The sequence below is a fragment of the Amorphus suaedae genome, from assembly GCF_053629675.1.
The window spans coordinates 725,519-745,255 of sequence record NZ_JBRJIT010000001.1; the positions used below are offsets into that span (position 1 = coordinate 725,519).

Annotated in this window: 16 protein-coding genes; 5 read left to right on the top strand and 11 right to left on the bottom strand. The window is 70.3% G+C overall.

The features are described 5' to 3' along the window. The first annotated feature begins 102 nt into the window (after nucleotides 1-102). The 3 genes from AB7M35_RS03200 to AB7M35_RS03210 are packed head-to-tail and all read left to right on the top strand — an operon-like array spanning nucleotide 103 to nucleotide 3,745. Complete coding sequence (locus AB7M35_RS03200; RefSeq protein ID WP_453957200.1) at nucleotides 103-960, top strand: FAD binding domain-containing protein; 858 nt, start codon at nucleotides 103-105, stop codon at nucleotides 958-960. Further along, nucleotides 957-1,439 carry a (2Fe-2S)-binding protein gene (locus AB7M35_RS03205; protein WP_453957201.1) on the top strand — a complete coding sequence of 161 codons (483 nt, stop codon included), beginning with the start codon at nucleotides 957-959 and terminating at the stop codon, nucleotides 1,437-1,439. The genes AB7M35_RS03200 and AB7M35_RS03205 overlap by 4 nt, the downstream gene beginning before the upstream one ends. Beyond that, nucleotides 1,439-3,745 (top strand): xanthine dehydrogenase family protein molybdopterin-binding subunit, encoded by a 2,307-nt coding sequence (locus tag AB7M35_RS03210; RefSeq protein WP_453957203.1) that lies wholly within the window; start codon nucleotides 1,439-1,441, stop codon nucleotides 3,743-3,745. Before AB7M35_RS03205 ends, AB7M35_RS03210 begins: the two co-directional genes overlap by 1 nt. Before the next feature lie 15 nt (nucleotides 3,746-3,760). Here the strand turns inward: AB7M35_RS03210 and AB7M35_RS03215 are convergent, their stop codons facing one another. The 9 genes from AB7M35_RS03215 to AB7M35_RS03255 form a co-directional block, all read right to left on the bottom strand. Further along, the gene (locus AB7M35_RS03215) at nucleotides 3,761-4,504 is read right to left on the bottom strand and encodes an ABC transporter ATP-binding protein (RefSeq protein WP_453957205.1); all 744 of its coding nucleotides are present in this window, start codon (nucleotides 4,502-4,504) and stop codon (nucleotides 3,761-3,763) included. Beyond that, entirely contained in the window at nucleotides 4,501-5,268 is a 768-nt protein-coding gene (locus AB7M35_RS03220; protein ID WP_453957207.1) for an ABC transporter ATP-binding protein, read from the bottom strand. The genes AB7M35_RS03215 and AB7M35_RS03220 overlap by 4 nt, the downstream gene beginning before the upstream one ends. Further along, nucleotides 5,265-7,154 (bottom strand): ABC transporter permease, encoded by a 1,890-nt coding sequence (locus tag AB7M35_RS03225; RefSeq protein WP_453957209.1) that lies wholly within the window; start codon nucleotides 7,152-7,154, stop codon nucleotides 5,265-5,267. The genes AB7M35_RS03220 and AB7M35_RS03225 overlap by 4 nt, the downstream gene beginning before the upstream one ends. Nucleotides 7,155-7,253: 99 nt before the next feature. After that, nucleotides 7,254-8,459 (bottom strand): ABC transporter substrate-binding protein, encoded by a 1,206-nt coding sequence (locus AB7M35_RS03230; protein WP_453957211.1) that lies wholly within the window; start codon nucleotides 8,457-8,459, stop codon nucleotides 7,254-7,256. 224 nt (nucleotides 8,460-8,683) lie between these two features. Further along, nucleotides 8,684-10,504 carry a single-stranded-DNA-specific exonuclease RecJ gene (recJ, locus tag AB7M35_RS03235; protein ID WP_453957214.1) on the bottom strand — a complete coding sequence of 607 codons (1,821 nt, stop codon included), beginning with the start codon at nucleotides 10,502-10,504 and terminating at the stop codon, nucleotides 8,684-8,686. 31 nt (nucleotides 10,505-10,535) lie between these two features. Beyond that, nucleotides 10,536-11,540: a class II fructose-bisphosphatase gene (gene glpX, locus AB7M35_RS03240; protein WP_453957217.1), complete on the bottom strand. Its 1,005-nt coding sequence runs from the start codon at nucleotides 11,538-11,540 to the stop codon at nucleotides 10,536-10,538. Continuing rightward, nucleotides 11,530-12,897, bottom strand: a complete 1,368-nt coding sequence (locus AB7M35_RS03245) for a homoserine dehydrogenase (RefSeq protein ID WP_453957219.1) — start codon at nucleotides 12,895-12,897, stop codon at nucleotides 11,530-11,532. Before AB7M35_RS03245 ends, glpX begins: the two co-directional genes overlap by 11 nt. A gap of 22 nt (nucleotides 12,898-12,919) precedes the next feature. After that, nucleotides 12,920-14,140 carry an LL-diaminopimelate aminotransferase gene (locus AB7M35_RS03250; RefSeq protein ID WP_453957220.1) on the bottom strand — a complete coding sequence of 407 codons (1,221 nt, stop codon included), beginning with the start codon at nucleotides 14,138-14,140 and terminating at the stop codon, nucleotides 12,920-12,922. 177 nt (nucleotides 14,141-14,317) lie between these two features. Next, nucleotides 14,318-14,617, bottom strand: coding sequence for a hypothetical protein (locus AB7M35_RS03255; RefSeq protein WP_453957222.1), 300 nt, complete (start codon nucleotides 14,615-14,617; stop codon nucleotides 14,318-14,320). A 188-nt stretch (nucleotides 14,618-14,805) separates the two neighbouring features. On the opposite strand from AB7M35_RS03255, the gene phaC reads away from it, so the two are divergent. Both phaC and AB7M35_RS03265 read left to right on the top strand, forming a co-directional pair. Then, the gene (phaC, locus tag AB7M35_RS03260; RefSeq protein WP_453957224.1) at nucleotides 14,806-16,614 is read left to right on the top strand and encodes a class I poly(R)-hydroxyalkanoic acid synthase; all 1,809 of its coding nucleotides are present in this window, start codon (nucleotides 14,806-14,808) and stop codon (nucleotides 16,612-16,614) included. Between the two features lie 349 nt (nucleotides 16,615-16,963). Continuing rightward, nucleotides 16,964-17,473 (top strand): DUF2165 family protein, encoded by a 510-nt coding sequence (locus tag AB7M35_RS03265; protein ID WP_453957226.1) that lies wholly within the window; start codon nucleotides 16,964-16,966, stop codon nucleotides 17,471-17,473. 56 nt (nucleotides 17,474-17,529) lie between these two features. Here AB7M35_RS03265 and argC read toward each other — a convergent pair whose 3' ends face one another. Both argC and speB read right to left on the bottom strand, forming a co-directional pair. Beyond that, nucleotides 17,530-18,582: an N-acetyl-gamma-glutamyl-phosphate reductase gene (gene argC, locus AB7M35_RS03270; RefSeq protein WP_453957228.1), complete on the bottom strand. Its 1,053-nt coding sequence runs from the start codon at nucleotides 18,580-18,582 to the stop codon at nucleotides 17,530-17,532. 131 nt (nucleotides 18,583-18,713) lie between these two features. Next, entirely contained in the window at nucleotides 18,714-19,691 is a 978-nt protein-coding gene (speB, locus tag AB7M35_RS03275) for an agmatinase (RefSeq protein ID WP_453957230.1), read from the bottom strand. Between the last annotated feature and the right edge of the window lie 46 nt (nucleotides 19,692-19,737).

The window sequence follows — 19,737 nt, forward strand, 5'->3', positions numbered from 1 at the left end:
TGCCATGCCGGCCCGCAGCGCCACAATCGGAGGCGCGCCGCGGCCGTGCGATTCGCACGGTCCCGGTGAGCGATGACCGCCTCTGACCGGATACGGTTGCAATTGAAGCCGGCTGCCTTCGACTACCACGCTCCCAGGACGATCGACGAGGCGCTCGGGTTACTCTCGCAGGCTGGCGGCGACGCGCGCATTCTCGCCGGCGGCCAGAGCCTGGTGCCAGCCATGGCGTTCCGCCTCGCCCAGCCGGGCGTCATCGTCGACATCAACCGCCTTGCCGACGCGCCGCGGCTCTCCGAGGAGGAGAACCGGCTGGAGATCGGTCCGCTGGTCCGCCACGAGGACCTGCGCCGCTCAACCTCGCGCACGCCGCTGAGCGAGCTGCTCGCGCATCTGGCCGAGCACATCGGCACCTGGCCGGTGCGCAGCCGCGGCACCTTCTGCGGCAGCGTCGCGTTCGGCGACCCCGCCTCGGAGTGGTGCCTGGCTGTGCTGGCGCTGGAAGCGAACCTGACGCTGGAGAGCACCGCCGACGGCCCGCGCTCGGTGCCGGCCGCGGAGTTCTTCCAGAGCATGCAGATGACCGCCGCGCGCGAGGACGAGATGCTGACGGCGGTGACCATCCCCGCCCTGCCCGCGACCGCGCGCTGGGGCTTCGCCGAATTCAGCCGCCGCACCGGCGATTTCGCCACCGTGCTCGCGCTGACCCTGCACGAGCTCAAGGGCGGCCGGATGACCCGCGTCCGCGTGGCCGTCGGCGGCGTCGAGGGGGTCCCGCGCCGGCTCTCCGAGGTCGAGGCGGCGCTCGAGGGCGCGGCCCCGAGCAAGGTGCGGTTCGAGCAGGCCGCGGCGCTGGCGGCGGAGGTGGTGGAGCCCATCGACGATCCGATCGTCGACGCCCTTCATCGCCGGGAACTGGTGGGCGAGATGGTGCTGCGCGCGCTGCAGGGGTCGACCCGATGACCGCGCCCCGGACCGTCCGCTTCCGCCTCAACGGCTCCGACACCGCCGTGACGGTCGAGCCCCGCCGCACGGTGGCGGACATGCTGCGCCTCGATCTGCGCCTCACCGGCACCACCGTCGGCTGCGACCAGGGCGTCTGCGGCACCTGCACCGTCATCATCGACGGCGAACCGGTGCGGGCGTGCCTGATGTTCGCCGCCCAGCTCGACGGCGCCGAGGTGCGCACCGTCGAAGGTCTTGCGAAGGACGGCAAGCTCAGCGCGCTGCAGCAGGCCTTCATCGACGAGGACGCCGTGCAGTGCGGCTACTGCACGCCGGGCTTCCTGATGCTCGCCACCGCCGCGCTGGAAAACGACCCGTTCATCGAGGACGAGGCCATCGACGCGGTGCTGTCGGCCAACCTCTGCCGCTGCACCGGCTACGGCCCCATCCGCCGCGCCGTGCGCAAGGCGGCCAAGACCGGCCGGCGGTCGACCTGATGCGGCACCTCGGACGCTCCCTCCCCCGCCTCGAAGCAAGCCCGCTGGTCGCCGGCCGCGGCTGGTTCGTCGGCGCCATCGACATGGGCGACCAGCTGTCGATGCGGGTGGTGCGGTCGCCCTTCCCGCACGCCCGCATCACCAGCGTCGACGTGTCGGAGGCGCTCGCGCTGCCGGGCGTCGTGGCGGCGTGGAGCTGGGCCGATCTCGGCGACCTGCCGCCCATCGGCTACCGCCGCGACGGCAGCGACGCGCTCGCCCCGTACCGCCAGCCGATCCTGGCGAGCGACGTGGTGCGCTATGTCGGCGAGCCGGTCGCCGTGGTGTTCGCCGAGGACGCGGCGACCGCCGAGGACGCCGCCGACCGGGTCGATTTCCGCGCCGACCTGCTCGACGCCTCGGTCGATCCGGCCACCAGCACCTTCGGCGGCAGCAGCGACCGCGCCACCGCCGCCGTGGTCGAGCAGCGGTTCGGCGACGTGGACGGCGCCTTCGCCGCCGCCGACCTGGTGGTCGAGCTGGAGCTGGAGATCGGCCGCCATTCGGCGGTCCCGCTGGAGCCGCGCGGCCTCGTCGCCCGCTGGGACGGCGCCCGCGACATGCTCGACGTGTTCGGCGCCGCCCGCTTCCCCCACATCGACCGCGACATGCTGGCCGCCCAGATCGGCCGCCCGGCGTCCCGCGTGGCGCTGATCGAGAGCCACGTCGGCGGCGGTTTCGGCGTGCGCGGCGAAATCGGTCCGGAGGACGTCTTGGTCTGCCTGGCGGCGCTGCGCCTCGGCCGGCCCGTCGCCTGGATCGAGGACCGCAGCGAGCACATGATCGCCGCCGCCCACGCGCGCGGCCAGCGCCACATCGCCCGCATCGCCGCCCAGGACGACGGCCGGCTGGTCGCAATGGACGTCACCTTCATGCTCGACCAGGGCGCCTATCTGCGCCCCGACGGCCTCCTGACGGCGCAGCTGACCGCCGCCATGCTGCCGGGGCCCTACCGGCTCGATGCCTTCCGCGCGCTGGGCGACGTGCGGCTGACCCACAAGACCCCGGTCGGCACCTACCGGGCGGGCGGGCGCTACGAGAGCGCCTTCGTACGCGAGCGGCTGGTGGACGCGGTCGCCGACCGGCTCGGCCTCGATCCGGCCGAGGTGCGCCAGCGCAACCTGCTGACGCGGCAGGAGATGCCCGCGGCGCGCGGCGTCTCCATCGCCGGGCAGCCGGTCGTCTACGATTCCGGCGACTATCCGAAGCTTCTCCAGCGCACCGCCGAGACGATCGGCCTCGCCCGCCTGCGCAAGCGCATCGCCAACCGCCGCGCCAAGGGCGAGCGGGTCGGGCTGGGCATGGCGTTCTGCGTCGACCGGGCCGGCGGCGGCAGCGGCGACGGGGCACGGATCACCGTCGACGAGACCGGCGCCGTCGAGGTGATCACCGGCGCCGCCGACCTCGGCCAGGGCGTCGAGACGGCGGTGGCGCAGATCGTCTCCGACATCCTGGCGATCCCCTACACCAACGTCCGCGTCGTGCACGGGCGCACCGACGCCATCGGCTTCGGACAGGGCGCGCACGGATCGCGCGCCACCGTGATGACCGGCACGGCGGCGCAGCAGGCGGCCGAAAAGGTGCGCGAGAAGGTGCTGGCCGCCGCCGCCGCGATGATCGGCGTCTCGGCCGACCGGCTGATGCTGGAGGATGGCGAGGTCCGCTCCATCGAGCACGCCGGCGCGCCCGGCCTGCCGCTCGGCGCCGTCGCCCGCGCGCTCCGCCCGGACCGCGCGCCGATGCTCGACGTGCCCCACTCCACCGACAGCGCCGGCCTCTCCGCCGAGGCGTGGGTCTCCCTCGACGGACCGACGTTCCCCTACGCGCTGCACGTCGCGGTGGTCCGGGTGGAAGAAGCGACCGGCGCCGTCACCGTCGAGCGCTACCTGGTGGCGGCCGACGTCGGCAATCCGGTGAACCCGAAGCTCATCGAGGGGCAGCTCGGTGGCGGAGCGGCCCAGGGGATCGGCGGCGCGCTGTCGGAGGAGTTCCTGTTTTCCGCCACCGGCGAACCGCTGTCGGTCACCCTCACCGACTACGCGCTGCCCACAGCCGACCGGATCCCCGACATCGAGTTCCTGATCACCGACGACGCGCCCTCGCCGCTGACGCCGCTCGGCATCAAGGGCGTCGGCGAGCTGGGGACCGGCGGTGCCGGGGCGGCCATCGCCGCCGCCATCGACGACGCCATCGGCATGCCCGGCGCGGTGACCCGGCTTCCCGTCACGCCGTCGCGCCTCCGGGCGATCCTGCGCGGCCTTGGCTGACGGCGCCGCGGCGGCTCAGACGCCCAGATAACGCGCCTGCGCGTCGGCGTCGGCGGCAAGCTCGGCCATGGTGCCGGTGACCTGGACGCTGCCCTTTTCCAGCACGTAGACCCGGTCGGCGACCTCCGAGGCGAACGCCAGGTTCTGCTCCGACAGCAGGATCGACAGCCCCTGCGCCTTCATGTCCCGGACCGTGCGGGCCATTTCGCGCACGATCATCGGCGCGACGCCTTCCGACGGTTCGTCCAGCAGCAAGAGCAGCGGGTTGCCCATCAGGGTGCGCGCGACCGACAGCATCTGCTGCTCGCCGCCCGACATCTGGCCGCCGGGACGGCCCGGCATGCGGCCCAAATTGGGAAACAGGTCGAACAGCCGCTCCGGCGTCCAGCTCGGGGCGGGCGTGCCGTCCGGCCAGGCGCGCGGCGGATGCCGGCCGATGTCGAGGTTCTCCTCCAGCGTCAGGCCGGTGAAGATGCGCCGGTCCTCCGGCACGTAGCCGATGCCCAATCGCGCGATCCGGTACGCCGACTGCCCCAGGATTGGCGATCCGAAGAAGCGGACATCCCCCGCCGCCCGCTCCGCGAGCCCCATGATCGCCTTCAGCGTGGTCGACTTGCCGGCGCCGTTGCGCCCCATCACCGCGACGACCTCGCCGCGCCCCACCTGGAGGTCCACGTCGAACAGGATCCGCGCCGCGCCGTACCAGGCCGACAGGCCCCCGACGGACAGCACCGGCTCGGTGCCCCCCGCACCGGTCATGACGGCGCCCCCGCGTCTTCGTCGGCCGCCGTGCCGAGATAGTGCGCCTGCACCAGCGGATCGGCGCGTACGGCGTCGGGCGGGCCATCGGCAATGAGGCGGCCACCGGCCAGCACCAGGATCCGGTCGGCGAAGGCGAACACCACGTCCATCGAATGTTCGGTGAACAGCACCGAGGCGCCCTCCTCGTCGACGATCCGGCGCGTCAGCGCCACCAGGTCGGCGCGCTCCTTCGGCGCCATCCCGGCGGTCGGCTCGTCCATCAGCAGCAGCAGGGGCCGGTTGGCGAGCGCCACGGCGAGTTCCAGCCGCTTCACGTCGCCGTAGGCCAGGCTGCGGGCGGCCTCGTCGGCGAGTTCGGCCAGCCCCACCCGGTCCAGGAGCGCCAGCGCCGGCGCGCGCTCCCTCCCCGGCACGCCGCGCAGGAAGCGGAAGATCTCGCCGCGCGCCGACAGCAGCGCCATCTGGACGTTCTCCACCACGGTCATGGTCGGGAACACGGCGGCGATCTGGAAGGTGCGGGAAATCCCCATCCGGAACAGCCGGCGCGGCCCGAGGCCGACCACCGAGGCGCCCTCGTAGAGGACGTCGCCCCGGTCCGGCGCGAGCTGGCCGTTGATGAGGTTGAAGCAGGTCGACTTGCCGGCACCGTTCGGGCCGATCATCGCGACAACCTCGCCGCGCCCGACGCGGAAATCCACATCGTCGACGGCAGCCACGCCGCCGAAGTGCCTGGTCAGCGAGCGCACCTCCAGGACCGTCATCGCGCACCCCTCCGCACCAGGCGGCCGAGCGCGCCGACGCCACCCATGATGCCGCCCGGCTGCACCAGCACGATCAACAGGATGATCCCGCCCAGCGCCGCCCGCCAGTAGCTGGTGGTGCGCGCAACGGTGTCGGAGAGCCAGGTGAACACCGTGGCGCCGACGATCGGCCCCATCGCCGACTGGACGCCGCCGAGGAGCACCATGGCGAGACCGTCGACGGACTTGCCGATCGAGGCGATGTCCGGCGACACCGAGCCCTTGGCGAACGCGAACAGCGCCCCCGCCAGTCCGGCAGCCGCCCCGGCGACGATGAACGCCAGCCAGTGGACGCGGAACACGCCGATGCCGATCGCCTCCGCCCGGAGGGCCGAATCGCGACCCGCCCGCATGGCGTAGCCGAACGGCGAGAACAAGAGGACGCGGAGCGCGAGCACGCCCGCCACCGTTACCGCCAGCGCCAGCAGGTAGAAGCCGGCGCGGCTGTCGAACGGCGCCTGCGGCCAGGCGCCGAAGATGCCGTTGGAGCCGCCGGTGATGGCCTCCCACTGGTAGAGGATCGACCAGACGATCTGGGCGAAGGCGAGCGTCAGCATGGCGAGGTAGACGCCCGACAGCCGCACGCAGAACCAGCCGAACAGCGCCGCCCCGAGCCCGCCCGCGACGGGCGCCAGCAGCATTGCCGGGCCCATGGGCAGGCCGAGCCGTGTCACGGCAATGGCGGAGGCATAGGCGCCGAGCCCGAAATAGGCCGCGTGGCCGAACGAATGCAGGCCCGCCGGCCCCATGATGAAATGCAGGCTGGCGGCGAACAGCACCGCGATCAGGATGTCCGTGGCGATGACCAGCGTGTAGGGCGAGCCGGCGGTCGCGAGCGGCAGCGCCGCCAGAAGCACGACGGCGATCGCCGCTGCCCCCTTCATCCGCCACGCGCTCGGGCGCAGCGGCGCTTCCGGCTCGCCGCCTTCGCGCACCTGCGCCGGCGGACGGCCGAGCAGGCCGTAGGGCCGGACCACCAGCACCGCGGCCATGAAGACGAACTCGGCGACCAGCGTGAACTTCGAGGCGTTCACCGTCAGCCCGAACAGCGTCACCTGCCCCAGGCCGATGCAGAGCGCCTTGATCTCGGCAATCAGGATCGCCGCCAGGAAGGCGCCCGGGAGCGACCCCATGCCGCCGACCACCGTCACCACGAAGGCGGTGGCGATCACGTCGAGGTCGAGGGTGAGCGTCGCCGGCTGCCGCGGCAGCTGCAGCGCGCCGCCGAGGCCGGCCAGCGCCGCGGCCAGCGCGAACACGGCGGTGAACAGCAGCGCCTGGTTCACCCCGAGGGCGCCGACCATCTCGCGGTCCTCGGTCGCGGCCCGGATCAGCCGGCCGAACCGGCTGCGGGCGACCACCAGGTGCAGGATCGCCAGCACCACCGGCCCGACGCAGATCAGGAAGAGGTCGTAGCTCGGAAAGCGCCGGTCGAGGATGGTAACCGCACCGCCGAGCCCCGGCGCGCGCGGGCCCAGCAGGTCCTCCGGCCCCCAGAGCCAGAGCGCCAGGTCGTTGAGCACCAGAAGCACGGCGAACGTCGACAGGAGCTGGAAGAGCTCGGGCGCCCGGTAGAGGCGGCGCAGGACGCTCACCTCGATCGCCGCGCCGAGCAGCCCGACCCCGAGGGTGGCGACGACCAGTCCGCCCCAGAAGCCGACCGCCCCGCCCACCGTCGTGGCGAGCGTCCAGGCCCCGTAGAGGCCGAGCATGTAGAACGAGCCGTGGGCGAGATTGACGATACGGGTGACGCCGAAGACGAGCGACAGCCCGGCCGCGACCAGGAACAGGGTCGAGGCCTGGGCAAGCCCGTTCAGGCCCTGGAACAGGAGCGCTTCGAGGCTCATCCGCCCCTGCCGGACACTGAAGACCCGCCTGTAACCATTTGATCCCGTTGATGGCTCTGGTTCAGTCGGCCCAGCTATCCGTGTGGTGGCGCGGCACGTCTAGTCGGCCGGCCGCCGGGCCGCCGCCTCTTCCGGGCTCGGCAGGACCGCGTCGCCCGCGACGTAGGTGAAATCGACCATCTGGCCGGTTCCGTCGACGAGGTCGAGATTGCCGACATAGGCGCCCATGGTCGACTGGTGGTCGCTCGCCCGGTAGGTGATCTCGCCGAACGGGGTCACCACCTGAAGCCCTTCGAACGCGGCGACGAGCGCGTCGGTGTCGGTCGACCCGGCCTTCTCGATTCCCGCGGCGATCGACTTTATGGTGGCGTAGCCGACCACCGAGCCAAGGCGCGGATAGGTGTCGAAGCGGTCCTTATAGGCGGTGAGAAACGCGTCGTGCTCGGGCGTGGCTATGCCGTACCACGGGTAGCCGGTGACCACCCATCCCGTCGGCGTGTCGGCGCCGAGCGGGTCGAGATATTCCGGCTCGCCGGTGAGCAGGCTCACGACCGGCATCTCGTCGAACAGGCCGCGCGTCTGGCCCTCGCGGACGAACTGGGAGAGATCGCCGGCGAACAGCGCGTTGAAGATGCCCTCCGGCTGGCTGTCGGCGATCGCCTGGACAACCGCGCCGGCATCGATGCCGCGCAGCGGCGGCGCCTGTTCGGTGACGACGACCGCGTCGGGCACCCGCTCCTTCAGCAGCGCCTTGAACGTCTCGGCGGCGGACGTGCCGTACTCGTAGTTCGGATAGACCAGCGCCCAGCGCTTGGCGCCGGAGTCCTCCACCGCATCCATCAACATGGCGACCTGCATGTAGGTCGAGGGGCGGAGGCGGAAGGTGTACTTGTTGCCGTTCTCCCAGGTCAGCTTGTCGGTCAGCGGCTCGGAGGCGAGAAAGAACACCTTGCGCTGCTTGGCGTACTCGGAGACGGCGAGCCCGATGTTCGACAGGAAGGTGCCGGCCAGGACCTGCACGCCCTCGCGGGTGGTCAGTTCCTCCGCCGCGCGGACGGCGTCGCCCGGATTGGCGCCGTCGTCGCGGGTCACGACCTCGAGCTTCTTGCCGAGCACGCCGCCGGCCGCGTTGACCTCGGCGACCGCCAGCTCCATGCCCTTCTGGTAGGGCTCCAGGAAGGCGGGGATCGCCTTGTAGCTGTTCAGCTCGCCGATCTTGATCGTGTCCTGCGCCAGCGCCGTGCCCGTCCCCAGGCCCGCCGCGAGCAGCGCCGCCGCCGCCAGCTTTCCGATCCGTCCGTTCATCCCATCCCTCTCCCTTGCCGGGTCCCGTGCGGACCTTCGGCCTGCCGACCGCGGTCCGCCGTCCGATCGGACGGACCATGCGCCCCGAGCCAGTTGTCGCCGGAATTCGTCGTTCGTGCAGCCCGCCCGTCGCGCCGCGTGTCGGGCCGAAGCATCCCCCCGCAGGCGCGCAGGCGCAAGAGCGCCCGCGGCAACCCAGCATTGCCCAAAGCGCGCCCGTCGCCTCAGGCTGAAACGTCGGTGAGCCGGAGCCGCACCTTCGGCACGCCGCGGAACGTATCGAGCATCAGCCCGCCCGCCACGTGCACCGGGCCGCCGCGCGCGGCAAGCAGCCGGTCGCCGATCGCCGTGCCCCGTGCACGAAACGCCATGGCGTCGAGCTTGGCGCCATCCTCGGCCTTCAGCCCGACCCGGTAATGGATGTCGCCCACCTCGTTGACCGTGTCGACCAGCAGGTTGGCGAAGGCGAACAGCGGCTCGGGATGGCGCGCGCCGAACGGGCCTGCCCGCTCCAGCAGCTCCACCAGGCCCTCGTTCGCGCCGCGCGGCACCAGCACGCCGTCGATGGACAGCCCATCGAGGGCCTGCGCGCCGACCACGTCGTCGGCCAGGCGGGCACCGAGAAACTCCGTCAGCGCATCGAGACGGTCGGAGGCGACGGTGAAACCCGCCGCCATGGCATGCCCGCCGCCCTTGAGCAGCAGCCCCTCCTCGACCGCCGCGCGGATCGCCGCGCCGAGGTCCACGCCCGGCACCGAGCGCGCCGAGCCGACGCCCTTGCCGTCGACGTCGAAGGCGACGGCAAGGGCCGGGCGCCGGTAGCGTTCCTTGAGGCGCGAGGCAACGAGCCCGACGACGCCGATGTGCCAGCCGGGGGCGGCCACGACCAGCACCGGCGGCAGCCTCCCCTCGATCTCCAGCGGCAGCAGCATCGCCTCCGCCTCCTTGAGGGCGGTGGTCTCGAGGCTCTGGCGCTCGCGGTTGAGGCGGTCGAGTTCGGCGGCGATGCCGGCCGAGGTCTCCGCGTCGTCGGTGGTCAGCAGGCGCGCGCCCAGGCCCGCCTCGCCGATGCGCCCGCCGGCGTTGATGCGGGGGCCCAGGACGAAGCCCAGATGATAGGTCGAGGGCGGCGCCGACAGCCGCGCGTGGTCGCAGAGCGCCTTCAGGCCGGGATTGACCCGGCTGCGCATCAGCTTCAGCCCCTTCACCACGAAGGCGCGGTTGAGGCCCGACAGCGGGACCACGTCGCAGACGGTTCCGAGCGCCACCAGGTCGAGCAGCCCGAGCAGGTCCGGGCATCGTGCCGCCGCCGCGCCGCCGCGTCGCCGGACCGCCCGGTTGAGCGCGACCAGCACGACGAAGGTCACCCCCACGGCGGCCAGGATGCCCTGGCCGGAGAGATCGTCCTGGCGGTTCGGATTGACGATCGCATGGGCCGGCGCCAGCGTCTCGCCAACCGGATGGTGATCGATGACCACCACCTCCATGCCGGCGCGGCGCGCCTCCTCCAGCGGTTCGTGGGCGGCGCTGCCGCAGTCGACGGCGATCAGCAGGTCGGTGGTCTGGCCGATCCGCCGGATGGCATCGACGGACGGGCCGTAGCCCTCGGTGACCCGGTCCGGCACGTAGATCGCCGCTTCGGTCCCGAAAGCCCGCAGCGCGCGCACGACGAGCGCCGCCGAGGTCGCGCCGTCCACGTCGTAGTCGGCGAACACGGTGACGCGCTCACCCCGCGCGATCGCGTCGGCGATGCGCTCGGCGGCAGCCTCGCAGTCGGTGAGCGTCGAAGGATCGGGAAGCAGCGCCTTCAGGCTGGGGTCGAGGAAGGCCTCGGTGCCGTCGCTGTCGACGCCCCGCCCCGCCAGCACGCGGCCGATGATCTCCGGCAGGCCGTGGCGCTGGGAGATCGCCCTCGCCTCGTTTTCCTGCAGCGGATCGAGACGGGCCTGCCAGAACCGCCCGGTCGCGGAGGTGCGGACGCCAAGAAGCGGCGCAACCGCTCCGGCGACGCCGCTTCCCTCGTTCAGTCCGGTCCCGTTTGCCATCCTCTTCGAATCGCAAACCGGGCCGATTCGGTCAATCGAGCTTGAACTTCTCGAAGTTGGCGTGCTCGGCCTTGATCCAGCGGACCGTCTTGGTGGACGAGCGCATCACCACCGTGTGGGTGGTGATGGTGTTGCGGCCGAAGCGCACGCCCTGCAGCAGGTTGCCGTCGGTGACGCCGGTGGCGGAGAAGTAGACGTCGCCGGAGGCCATCTCCTCCATCGAGTACTTCTTGTTGAAGTCCGTCACGCCCATCCGCGCGGCCCGCTCGCGCTGCTCGTCCTTGTTGGTGACGAGACGGCCCTGCATCTGGCCGCCGATGCAGCGCAGCGCGGCCGCCGCCAGCACGCCCTCCGGCGCGCCGCCGATGCCCATGTAGATGTCGATGCCCGTATCTTCCGGGTTCGTCGTGTGGATCACGCCGGCGATGTCGCCGTCGCCGATCAGGCGGATGGCGGCGCCGGTGGCCCGCACTTCCTCGATCAGCTTGGCGTGGCGCGGGCGGTCGAGGATGCAGGCGGTCACTTCGTAGACCGAGCAGCCCTTGGCCTTGGCGACCTTCGCCATCATTTCCGCCGGCGGAATGTCGAGATCGACGAGGCCTTCCGGATAGCCCGGACCGACGGCGATCTTCTCCATGTAGACGTCCGGCGCGTTGAGCAGGCTGCCGCCCTCCGCCAGCGCCAGCACGGCCAGCGAGTTCGGCAGGTTCTTGGCGCAGATGGTGGTGCCTTCGAGCGGATCGAGGGCGATGTCGACCTTCGGGCCGTTCTTGGTGCCGACCTCTTCGCCGATGTAGAGCATCGGCGCCTCGTCGCGCTCGCCCTCGCCGATGACGACGGTGCCGTCGATGGCGAGGTGGTTGAGCTCGCGGCGCATCGCGTCGACGGCGGCCTGGTCGGCGGCCTTCTCGTCGCCGTGGCCCCGCAGCTTGGCGGCGGCGACGGCGGCACGTTCGGTCACGCGCACGACTTCAAGGGTCAGAACACGGTCGAGAACGGCCTCGCCATGGTGAAGACCGGTTTTCTCAGCAGCCATTGTTTTTCTCCCGTCGCGCCGAGGGCGTGGTGTCGTCTAGACGCTCGATCCGTATGACCTGCGGCTCGGATGCAATTACCGAGTCGTCGGCGATGGCCGCAAGGGCCTCCCGCACGTCTTCCTCGGTCGTCTGGTGCGTGACCAGGAAAACCGGCTGAACCAGCGGCTCCCCGTCTTCCTGGCGTCCGTTCTCGCCGGCCGGCTGACGCCGCTGGACGATGGACTGCAGCGAAATGCCCTTCTCCGCCATCCGCCCGGCGATCGCCGCGAAGGCGCCCGGCCGGTCGGCGACGGAAAGGCGGATGTAGTAGCTGCCGGCATGGCGGCGCATGCGGGCGCGCGGATACGGCTCGAGCTTGTGCGCCGCGCGGCCCATCGCCGGCACGACGTAGCCGCGCGCCACGTCGGCGAGATCGGCGATCACCGCCGACGCGGTGGCGTCGCCGCCGGCGCCGGGACCGACCAGGATGATCTCGCCCAGCGCGTCGCCGTCGATGGCGACCGCGTTCAGCACGCCGTCGATGCGGGCGATCGCCGACGATTTCGGAACCATCGTCGGATGCACGCGGCACTCGATGCCGTCGTCGGTACGCAGCGCCACGCCGAGGAGCTTGATGCGGAAGCCCAGCTCGTCGGCGGCCTTCAGGTCGGCCGTCTCGATGTTGCGGATGCCCTCGACATAGACCGCCTCGCCGTCGATCTCGGTGCCGAACGCCAGGCTGGTCAGGATCGCCAGCTTGTGGGCTGCGTCGAAGCCGTCGATGTCGAAGGTCGGATCGGCCTCCGCATAACCCAGCCGCTGCGCCTCGCGAAGGCAGGCCTCGAAGTCGAGCCCGTCGCGCTCCATGCGCGTGAGGATATAATTGCAGGTGCCGTTGAGGATGCCGTAGACGCGGTCGATGCGGTTGGCGAGCAGCGCCTCGCGCATGGTCTTCACCACCGGAATGCCGCCGGCGACCGCGGCCTCGAACGACAGCGAGACGGCGTTCGCCTCGGCCAGCCGCGCGAGTTCGGTGCCGTGGCGGGCAAGCAGCGCCTTGTTGGCGGTGACCACCGCGCGCTTCTCGTTGAGCGCCGCGCGAACCGACGCGTCGGCCGGATCGTCCTCGCCGCCCATCAGCTCGACGAACACGTCGATCTCCTCGTCGCGCGCGAGCGCGACGGGATCGTCGTACCAGACGACATTGGACAGATCGACGCCACGGTCCTTCGTGCGGTCGCGCGCGCAGACAGCAACGACCTCGATGGAACGCCCGCACGCGGCCTTGAGCTCGTCGCGGCGTCGTTCCAACAGGCGCAGGACCGACGTTCCGACCGTACCGAGGCCGGCGACGCCGACTTTCAAAACTGGTTCCATGAAAGCCCGAGTGCTGGGAAACTTATCGGTGCATGCCGATTGGGATGACGTTGTGCAACGTTTCCCCAGCGGTTTCAAGGAAGCGACGTACGTTCCGGGACGCCTGGCGGATGCGCTGCTCGTTCTCGACGAGCGCGATGCGCACGTAGCCGTCGCCGTTTTCGCCGAATCCGACGCCCGGCGCGACGGCCAGGTCGGCCTTCTCCAGCAGCAGCTTGGCGAAGCCGAGGCTGCCCAGCTCGCGGAACGGTTCCGGCACCGGCGCCCAGGCGAACATCGACGCCGCCGGCGGCGGAATGTCCCAGCCGGCCCGGCCGAAGCTGTCGACCAGGGCGTCGCGGCGCTTGCGATAGATCGCGCGCACTTCCTCGATCGGCTCGTCGCCGCCGTTGAGCGCCGCCGCGGCGGCCACCTGGATCGGCGTGAACGCGCCGTAGTCGAGGTAGGACTTCACCCGCGCCAGCGCGCTGATCAGCCGCTCGTTGCCGACCGCGAATCCCATGCGCCAGCCGGGCATCGAATAGGTCTTGGACATCGAGGTGAACTCGACGGCCACGTCGATCGCGCCCGGCACCTGCAGCACCGAGGGCGGCGGCGGCGTGTCGAAATAGATCTCCGAGTAGGCGAGATCGGAGAGCACGAAGATCTCGTGCTTCCGCGCGAACGCGATCACGTCCTTGTAGAAATCGAGCGAGGCGATGCAGGCCGTCGGGTTCGACGGGTAGCAGAGGATCACCGCGATCGGCTTGGGAATCGAATGGATCACCGCGCGCTCCAGCGCGTGGAAGAACTCCGGCCCCGGCTCCGCCGGCACGGAGCGGATCACGCCGCCGGCCATCAGGAAGCCGAACGCATGGATCGGGTAGCTCGGGTTCGGCGTCAGCACCACGTCGCCCGGCGCGGTGATCGCCTGCGCCATGTTGGCGAAGCCTTCCTTCGAGCCGAGCGTGGCGACGACCTGGGTGTCCGGATCGAGCCGGACGCCGAACCGGCGCGCATAGTAGCTCGCCTGGGCGCGACGCAGCCCGCCGATGCCCTTGGAGGCGGAGTAGCGGTTGGTGCGCGGCCGCGCGACGGTCTCGACGAGCTTGTCGATGATGAACTGGGGGGTCGGCAGGTCGGGGTTGCCCATTCCGAGATCGACGATGTCGGCGCCCTCGGCGCGAGCGGCGGCCTTGAGCCGGTTGACCTGCTCGAACACGTAGGGCGGCAAACGTCGAATCTTGTGAAAATCGTTCGTCATCGGAATGACCCTGACCCGGTGTGAATAGCCTACATTAGCACGGGATGGTTAACGGTTCATGGGGCGCGCACCATAGTCGGCAAAGCTTGCCTCTGCATCCCCTTCGTACGGGCCGGCCGCGCGAATTATTTCGGACAGCGATCCGGGCCCGGAAGCCCGGCGCAGCCGGGCCCCGCCTCAGAAGTTGGCGCGTGCCTTGGCCGCCTCACGCTCGGCCTCCAGGTCGGTCTGCAGCTGCACCTGCTCGGCGGCGGTCAGCGGCGTCCCTTCCACCGTCACCGGATCGACCAGCGGATTCGGATAGCCGTTCTTGAGGACCGCGGTCCCGGTGGTGGCATGCGGCACCGGCGGCGTGGTCTTGGCGCCGATCAGCGGCGCGCCCGGCTGGCTGGAGCAGCCGGCGAGCGTCGACAGAAGAAGCGTGCCGGCCAGGACGGCCGACACATGGAACGGAACGTTGGGAAATTTGCTCACCATTGCGCAGGCTTTGCACTCGCCTCAAGTTGTACAGACCGTCATGATCTGGCGTAGGATTTCGACCAAGCGGGGCGAAAGGACGGCGTCGGCGCGATCCGTTCGATTCGTGGGCTGCACGTCACGCCCGGGCCACACCCGAAGCCTATCCATGAATGGCCCATTCAGACACGCCGGGGAAGATACGCCCTATGGACGATAAACGACCCGACCCGATCCTGCAGTACATCGTCAACAATCCCGAGACCTTCGCGGAGAACCTCGCGCGCGTCCTGGAACAGGGCGGCAAGGCGCTCGCCGCCTATCTCGAGCCGATCGAGAAGGGCACGGTCAAGGCCGACTATGGGGACGAGATCAACGACTGGGTCAAGACGCTGTCGCACGTGGGCCAGTACTGGCTGTCCGACCCGACGCGCGCCATGGACGCCCAGAATCGCCTGTGGACCGGCTACATGGCGGTCTGGAACTCGACCCTGAAGCGCATGGCCGGCGAGGAAGCGGAGCCGGCCGCCGCCCCCGATCCGCGCGACAAGCGCTTCAAGGACCCGGAATGGTCGGAGAACAACTTCTTCGACTTCCTGAAGCAGCTCTATCTGGTCACCAGCCGCTGGGCGGAGAACCTCGTCGACGAGGCCGAGGACATCGACGAGCACACCCGCCACAAGGCGGAGTTCTACATGCGGCAGCTCGCCAACGCGCTGTCGCCCTCCAACTTCATCCTGACCAACCCGGAGCTGCTGCGCGCCACCGCCACCTCCAACGGCGAGAACCTGGTGCGCGGCATGAAGATGCTGGCCGAGGACATCGAGCGCGGCGGCGGAACGCTGCGCATCCGCCAGACGACGCTGGAGGGATTCGACGTCGGCACCTCGCTGGCCACCACGCCGGGCAAGGTGATCGCGGAAAACGACATCCGCCAGCTGATCCAGTACGACCCCACCACGGAGACGGTGAAGCGCAAGCCGATCGTCATCGTGCCGCCGTGGATCAACAAGTTCTACATCCTCGACCTGACGCCGGAAAAATCCTTCATCAAGTACATGGTCGACCAAGGCTACACGGTGTTCGTGGTCTCCTGGGTCAATCCGGACGAGAAGCTCGCCGAGAAGACCTTCGAGGACTACATGCGCGAGGGGATCCTGGAGACCTTCGACCTCGTCCAGAAGGCCACCGGCGAGGACAAGATCGACGTCATCGGCTACTGCGTCGGCGGCACGCTGACCGGCGTCACCCTCGCCTACATGGCGGCGACCGGCGACACCCGCGCCGATACGGTGACCTTTCTCGCCACCCAGGTGGACTTCACCCACGCCGGCGACCTGAAGGTGTTCGTCGATCCGGAGCGGCTGCAGGCGCTCGAGGAGCGGATGCGGGAAAAGGGCTACCTGGAGGGCGAGCGCATGGCCTCGGCCTTCAACATGCTGCGCTCCAACGACCTGATCTGGCCGTACGTGGTCAACAACTACATCAAGGGCCAGGAGCCGTTCCCGTTCGACCTGCTCTACTGGAACTCCGATTCCACCCGCATGCCGGCGGCCAACCACTCGTTCTACCTGCGCCAGTTCTATCTGGAGAACCGGCTGACCAAGGGCGAGCTCTCCATCGGCGGCGTCCCGGTCAGCCTCGGCGACGTGAAGATCCCCGTCTACAATCTCGCCACCCGGGAAGACCACATCGCCCCTGCCCGCTCGGTCTACGAGGGCTCGCGCCACTTCGGCGGCGACGTGCGCTACACGCTGGCGGGATCGGGCCACATCGCCGGGGTGGTGAACCCGCCGGCGAAGAACAAGTACCAGTACTGGGCGGGCCCGCCGGTCGAAGGCGACTTCGAGAGCTGGGTCGAGAAGGCGACCGAGCACCCCGGCTCCTGGTGGACCGACTGGGTGGCGTGGATGGATGATCACGCCATCGGCGACGAGGTGCCGGCCCGCAAGCCGGGCGGCGACGCCTTCAACCCGATCGAGGACGCTCCCGGCCGCTTCGTGAAGGTGCGTTACTGACGCGCCTCCACGAGCGATACGGCTTTTCCATCAGTCACTTGGCGCAGACTTTTCAGCTTGACGCGCCTGCCCCGGGCGGTCCGCCATGCTGCGCCGATCCGCCCTGCTGAGACATCCCGGACGGTGGCCGGCGCGGGGTCTCGCCCCGCTCCGCTTCCGCGCCGCCCGTCACGCGGGCGTTGATCACCGGGCCCGGTCTGGAGCATCGTTGCGGCAGGCATGATCCATGCAATGCGCGCCCGCGTGACGCAGATCGCAGTTGCCGCGGACACGTCATGCTGGACTGCGCAGCCAGCCCGGAGACGCGCAGGACCCCGGGCCCGTCGAGCGGAAGGATTGGAGTGGCGGGATGATACTGCTGAGGATTTCCAAGGTGGTTCTGACGGCGGGGCTCGCGGTGTTCGCGTTTCTCGTCACGTTCGGAAACCTGACCGATTACGGCAGCAACTGGATGTTCATGCACCACGTGCTCGCCATGGACACGATCCTTCCCGACTCGACCGTGAAATGGCGGGCCATCCGCAGCGAGGAGGCCCAGCGCACGGCCTACGCGCTGATCATCCTGGCCGAAGGCCTCACCTGCCTCGCCTTCGTCGTGGCAACCGTGATGATGGCGCGCTCGGTCACCGCGTCCAAGGCCGCCTTCCAGCGCGCCAAGTCGTTCACCGCCGTCGGCGTGACGCTCGGCTTCCTCACCTGGTTCGTGGGGTTCATGGCGATCGGCGGCGAGTGGTTCGCCATGTGGCAGTCGGAGATTTGGAACGGTCAGGAGGCGGCGTTCCGCTTCTACATCACCGTCCTGGTCGCCGGCATCTACGTGCTCGTCGACAACGACGGCGAGCGCGCCCAGCACCTCTGACCGCCGGGAGAGGTCCCGCCCCTCCCGGCCGTCGTCGTCGGATGGTCCCTGCGCCCTTACGGGAACAGCGCGATCTGCTCGAGCCCGGTGGTCTCCGGCAGGCCGAGGATCAGGTTCATGTTCTGGACCGCCTGGCCGGAGGCGCCCTTGACGAGGTTGTCGAGGGTCGAGATCACGATGGCCCGGCCGGGCCGCCGGTCGGCGACCACGCCGAGCTGCACCATGTTCGACCCGCGCACGTGCCGCGACTGCGGCACCTCCCCGAACGGAAGCACCGTGACGAACGCCTCGTCGGCATAGCGCCGGCTCAGGATCTCGTGCAGGCCGGCGGCATCGATGCTGCCTTCCGCGCGGACGTAGATGGTCGCGTAGATGCCCCGGTTCATCGGCGCCAGGTGCGGCGTGAAGGTGGCCTTCACCTCCCGCCCGGCGGCGGCCGAGAACTCCTGGTCGAGCTCCGCCATGTGCCGGTGCTTGCCGACGCCGTAGGCGTGGATGCCTTCCGACACCTCGGAGAACAGCATGCCCTCCTTCGCCGCCCGCCCGGCGCCGGTCATGCCGGTCTTCGCGTCGATGACGATCTCGTCCGGATCGATGGCGCCGGCCTCGAGAAGCGCGATGATCGGCAGCTCGGCAGTGGTGGTGTAGCAGCCGGGGTTGGCCACCAGCCGGGCGCCGCGGATGGCCTCCCGGTGCACCTCGACGAGGCCGTAGACGGCTTCGGTCTGCAGCTCCGGCGCCTTATGCGGATGGCCGTACCATTCCGCGTAGGCGTCGAGATCGGCGAGCCGGAAATCGGCCGACAGGTCGACGATCTTCAGGCCAGGCTTCCGCGACAGCACGTCGGCGATCACCGACTGGGTGGTGCCGTGCGGCAGCGCGGCGAACACCGCGTCGATGGCGTCGAGGTCGATCTCCTCGATCTTCTGTAGCTGCGGCAGCGCCACGCCGGCGAACTGGGGGAACACCTCGGCCATGGAGCGGCCGGCCTTGCTGTCCGCCGACAGCGCGGCGATGCGGAAGTCGGGATGCCGCAGCAGCAGCCGGACGAGTTCGGAACCGGTGTAGCCGGAGGCGCCGAGGATGGCGACGTTGATGGACTTGGACATGGGTGGCCTCCTTGAGGCAGTGCGCCCGCGCGCGGGCGCCGGAAAGGGAATGTCGGGACGAGAATGGCTGGAGCGGGTGCGCAGCCGCCGAAAAGCTCCCCCGCCGGGAGAGCCGATGGCGCGAACGGACCTCAGGCGGCCGGCGCACCCTCGTGTCGTCGTCGCTCGGCGTAAAGCCCGACGTAGGACATCGCAACCGTTGCCGCCGCGATCGCCGTGATGTCGGAGTGGTCGTACGGCGGCGCGACCTCCACCACGTCGCCGCCGACGAAGTCGAGCGAGCCGATCCCGCGCAGGATCAGCAGCGCCTCCCGGCTCGACAGACCGCCGGCCACCGGGGTGCCGGTGCCGGGCGCGAACGCCGGATCCAGGCAGTCGATGTCGAAGGTCATGTAGGCGGCGCCGACGCCGACCCGCGCCAGGATCCGCTCGGTCACCGCCGCGCACCCGAGCCGGGCGACCTCGTCGCCGTCGATGATCTCGATGCCGCACGTCTCCGGCGCATGGGTGCGGATGCCGACCTGGATCGACCGGGCCGGATCGACGATCCCCTCCCGGACGGCCCGCGCGACGAAGCTGCCGTGGTCGATGCGGCCTTCCTTGTCGGGCCAGGTGTCCTGGTGGGCGTCGAACTGCACCAGCCCGAGCGGCCCGTGCCGCGCCGCGTGCGCCCTGAGCAGCGGCAGCGTGACGAAATGGTCGCCGCCGATGGAGAACAGATGGCAGCCCCGGTCGAGGATAGCGCCCGCCTGGGTCTCGATCTGCTGGGGCACTTCCGTGTGGAAGCCGAAATCCAGCGCGCAGTCGCCGTAGTCGACGACCGCCAGCGTCTCGAACGGATCGGCCTTGAACGGATACTGCGGGTCGCCGTCGAAGATCGCCGAGGCGCGCCGCACCGCCTGCGGCCCGAAACGCGCCCCCGGCCGGTTCGACACGGCGCCGTCGAACGGGATGCCCCAGACCACCAGGTCCACCCCGTCGAGGTCGCGCGTCAGCCGCCGCCGCATGAACGACGTCACGCCGGCGTACGTCGCCTCATGGGAACCGCCGTAGACCGACGTGCCGAGGAAGGCGTTGTCGGTCGGCCGCGGCAGCGAAGGATCGGCCATCTGAAGGTCTCTGCGCCATCGAGCGAATAACGCGCTCCATGTAGCG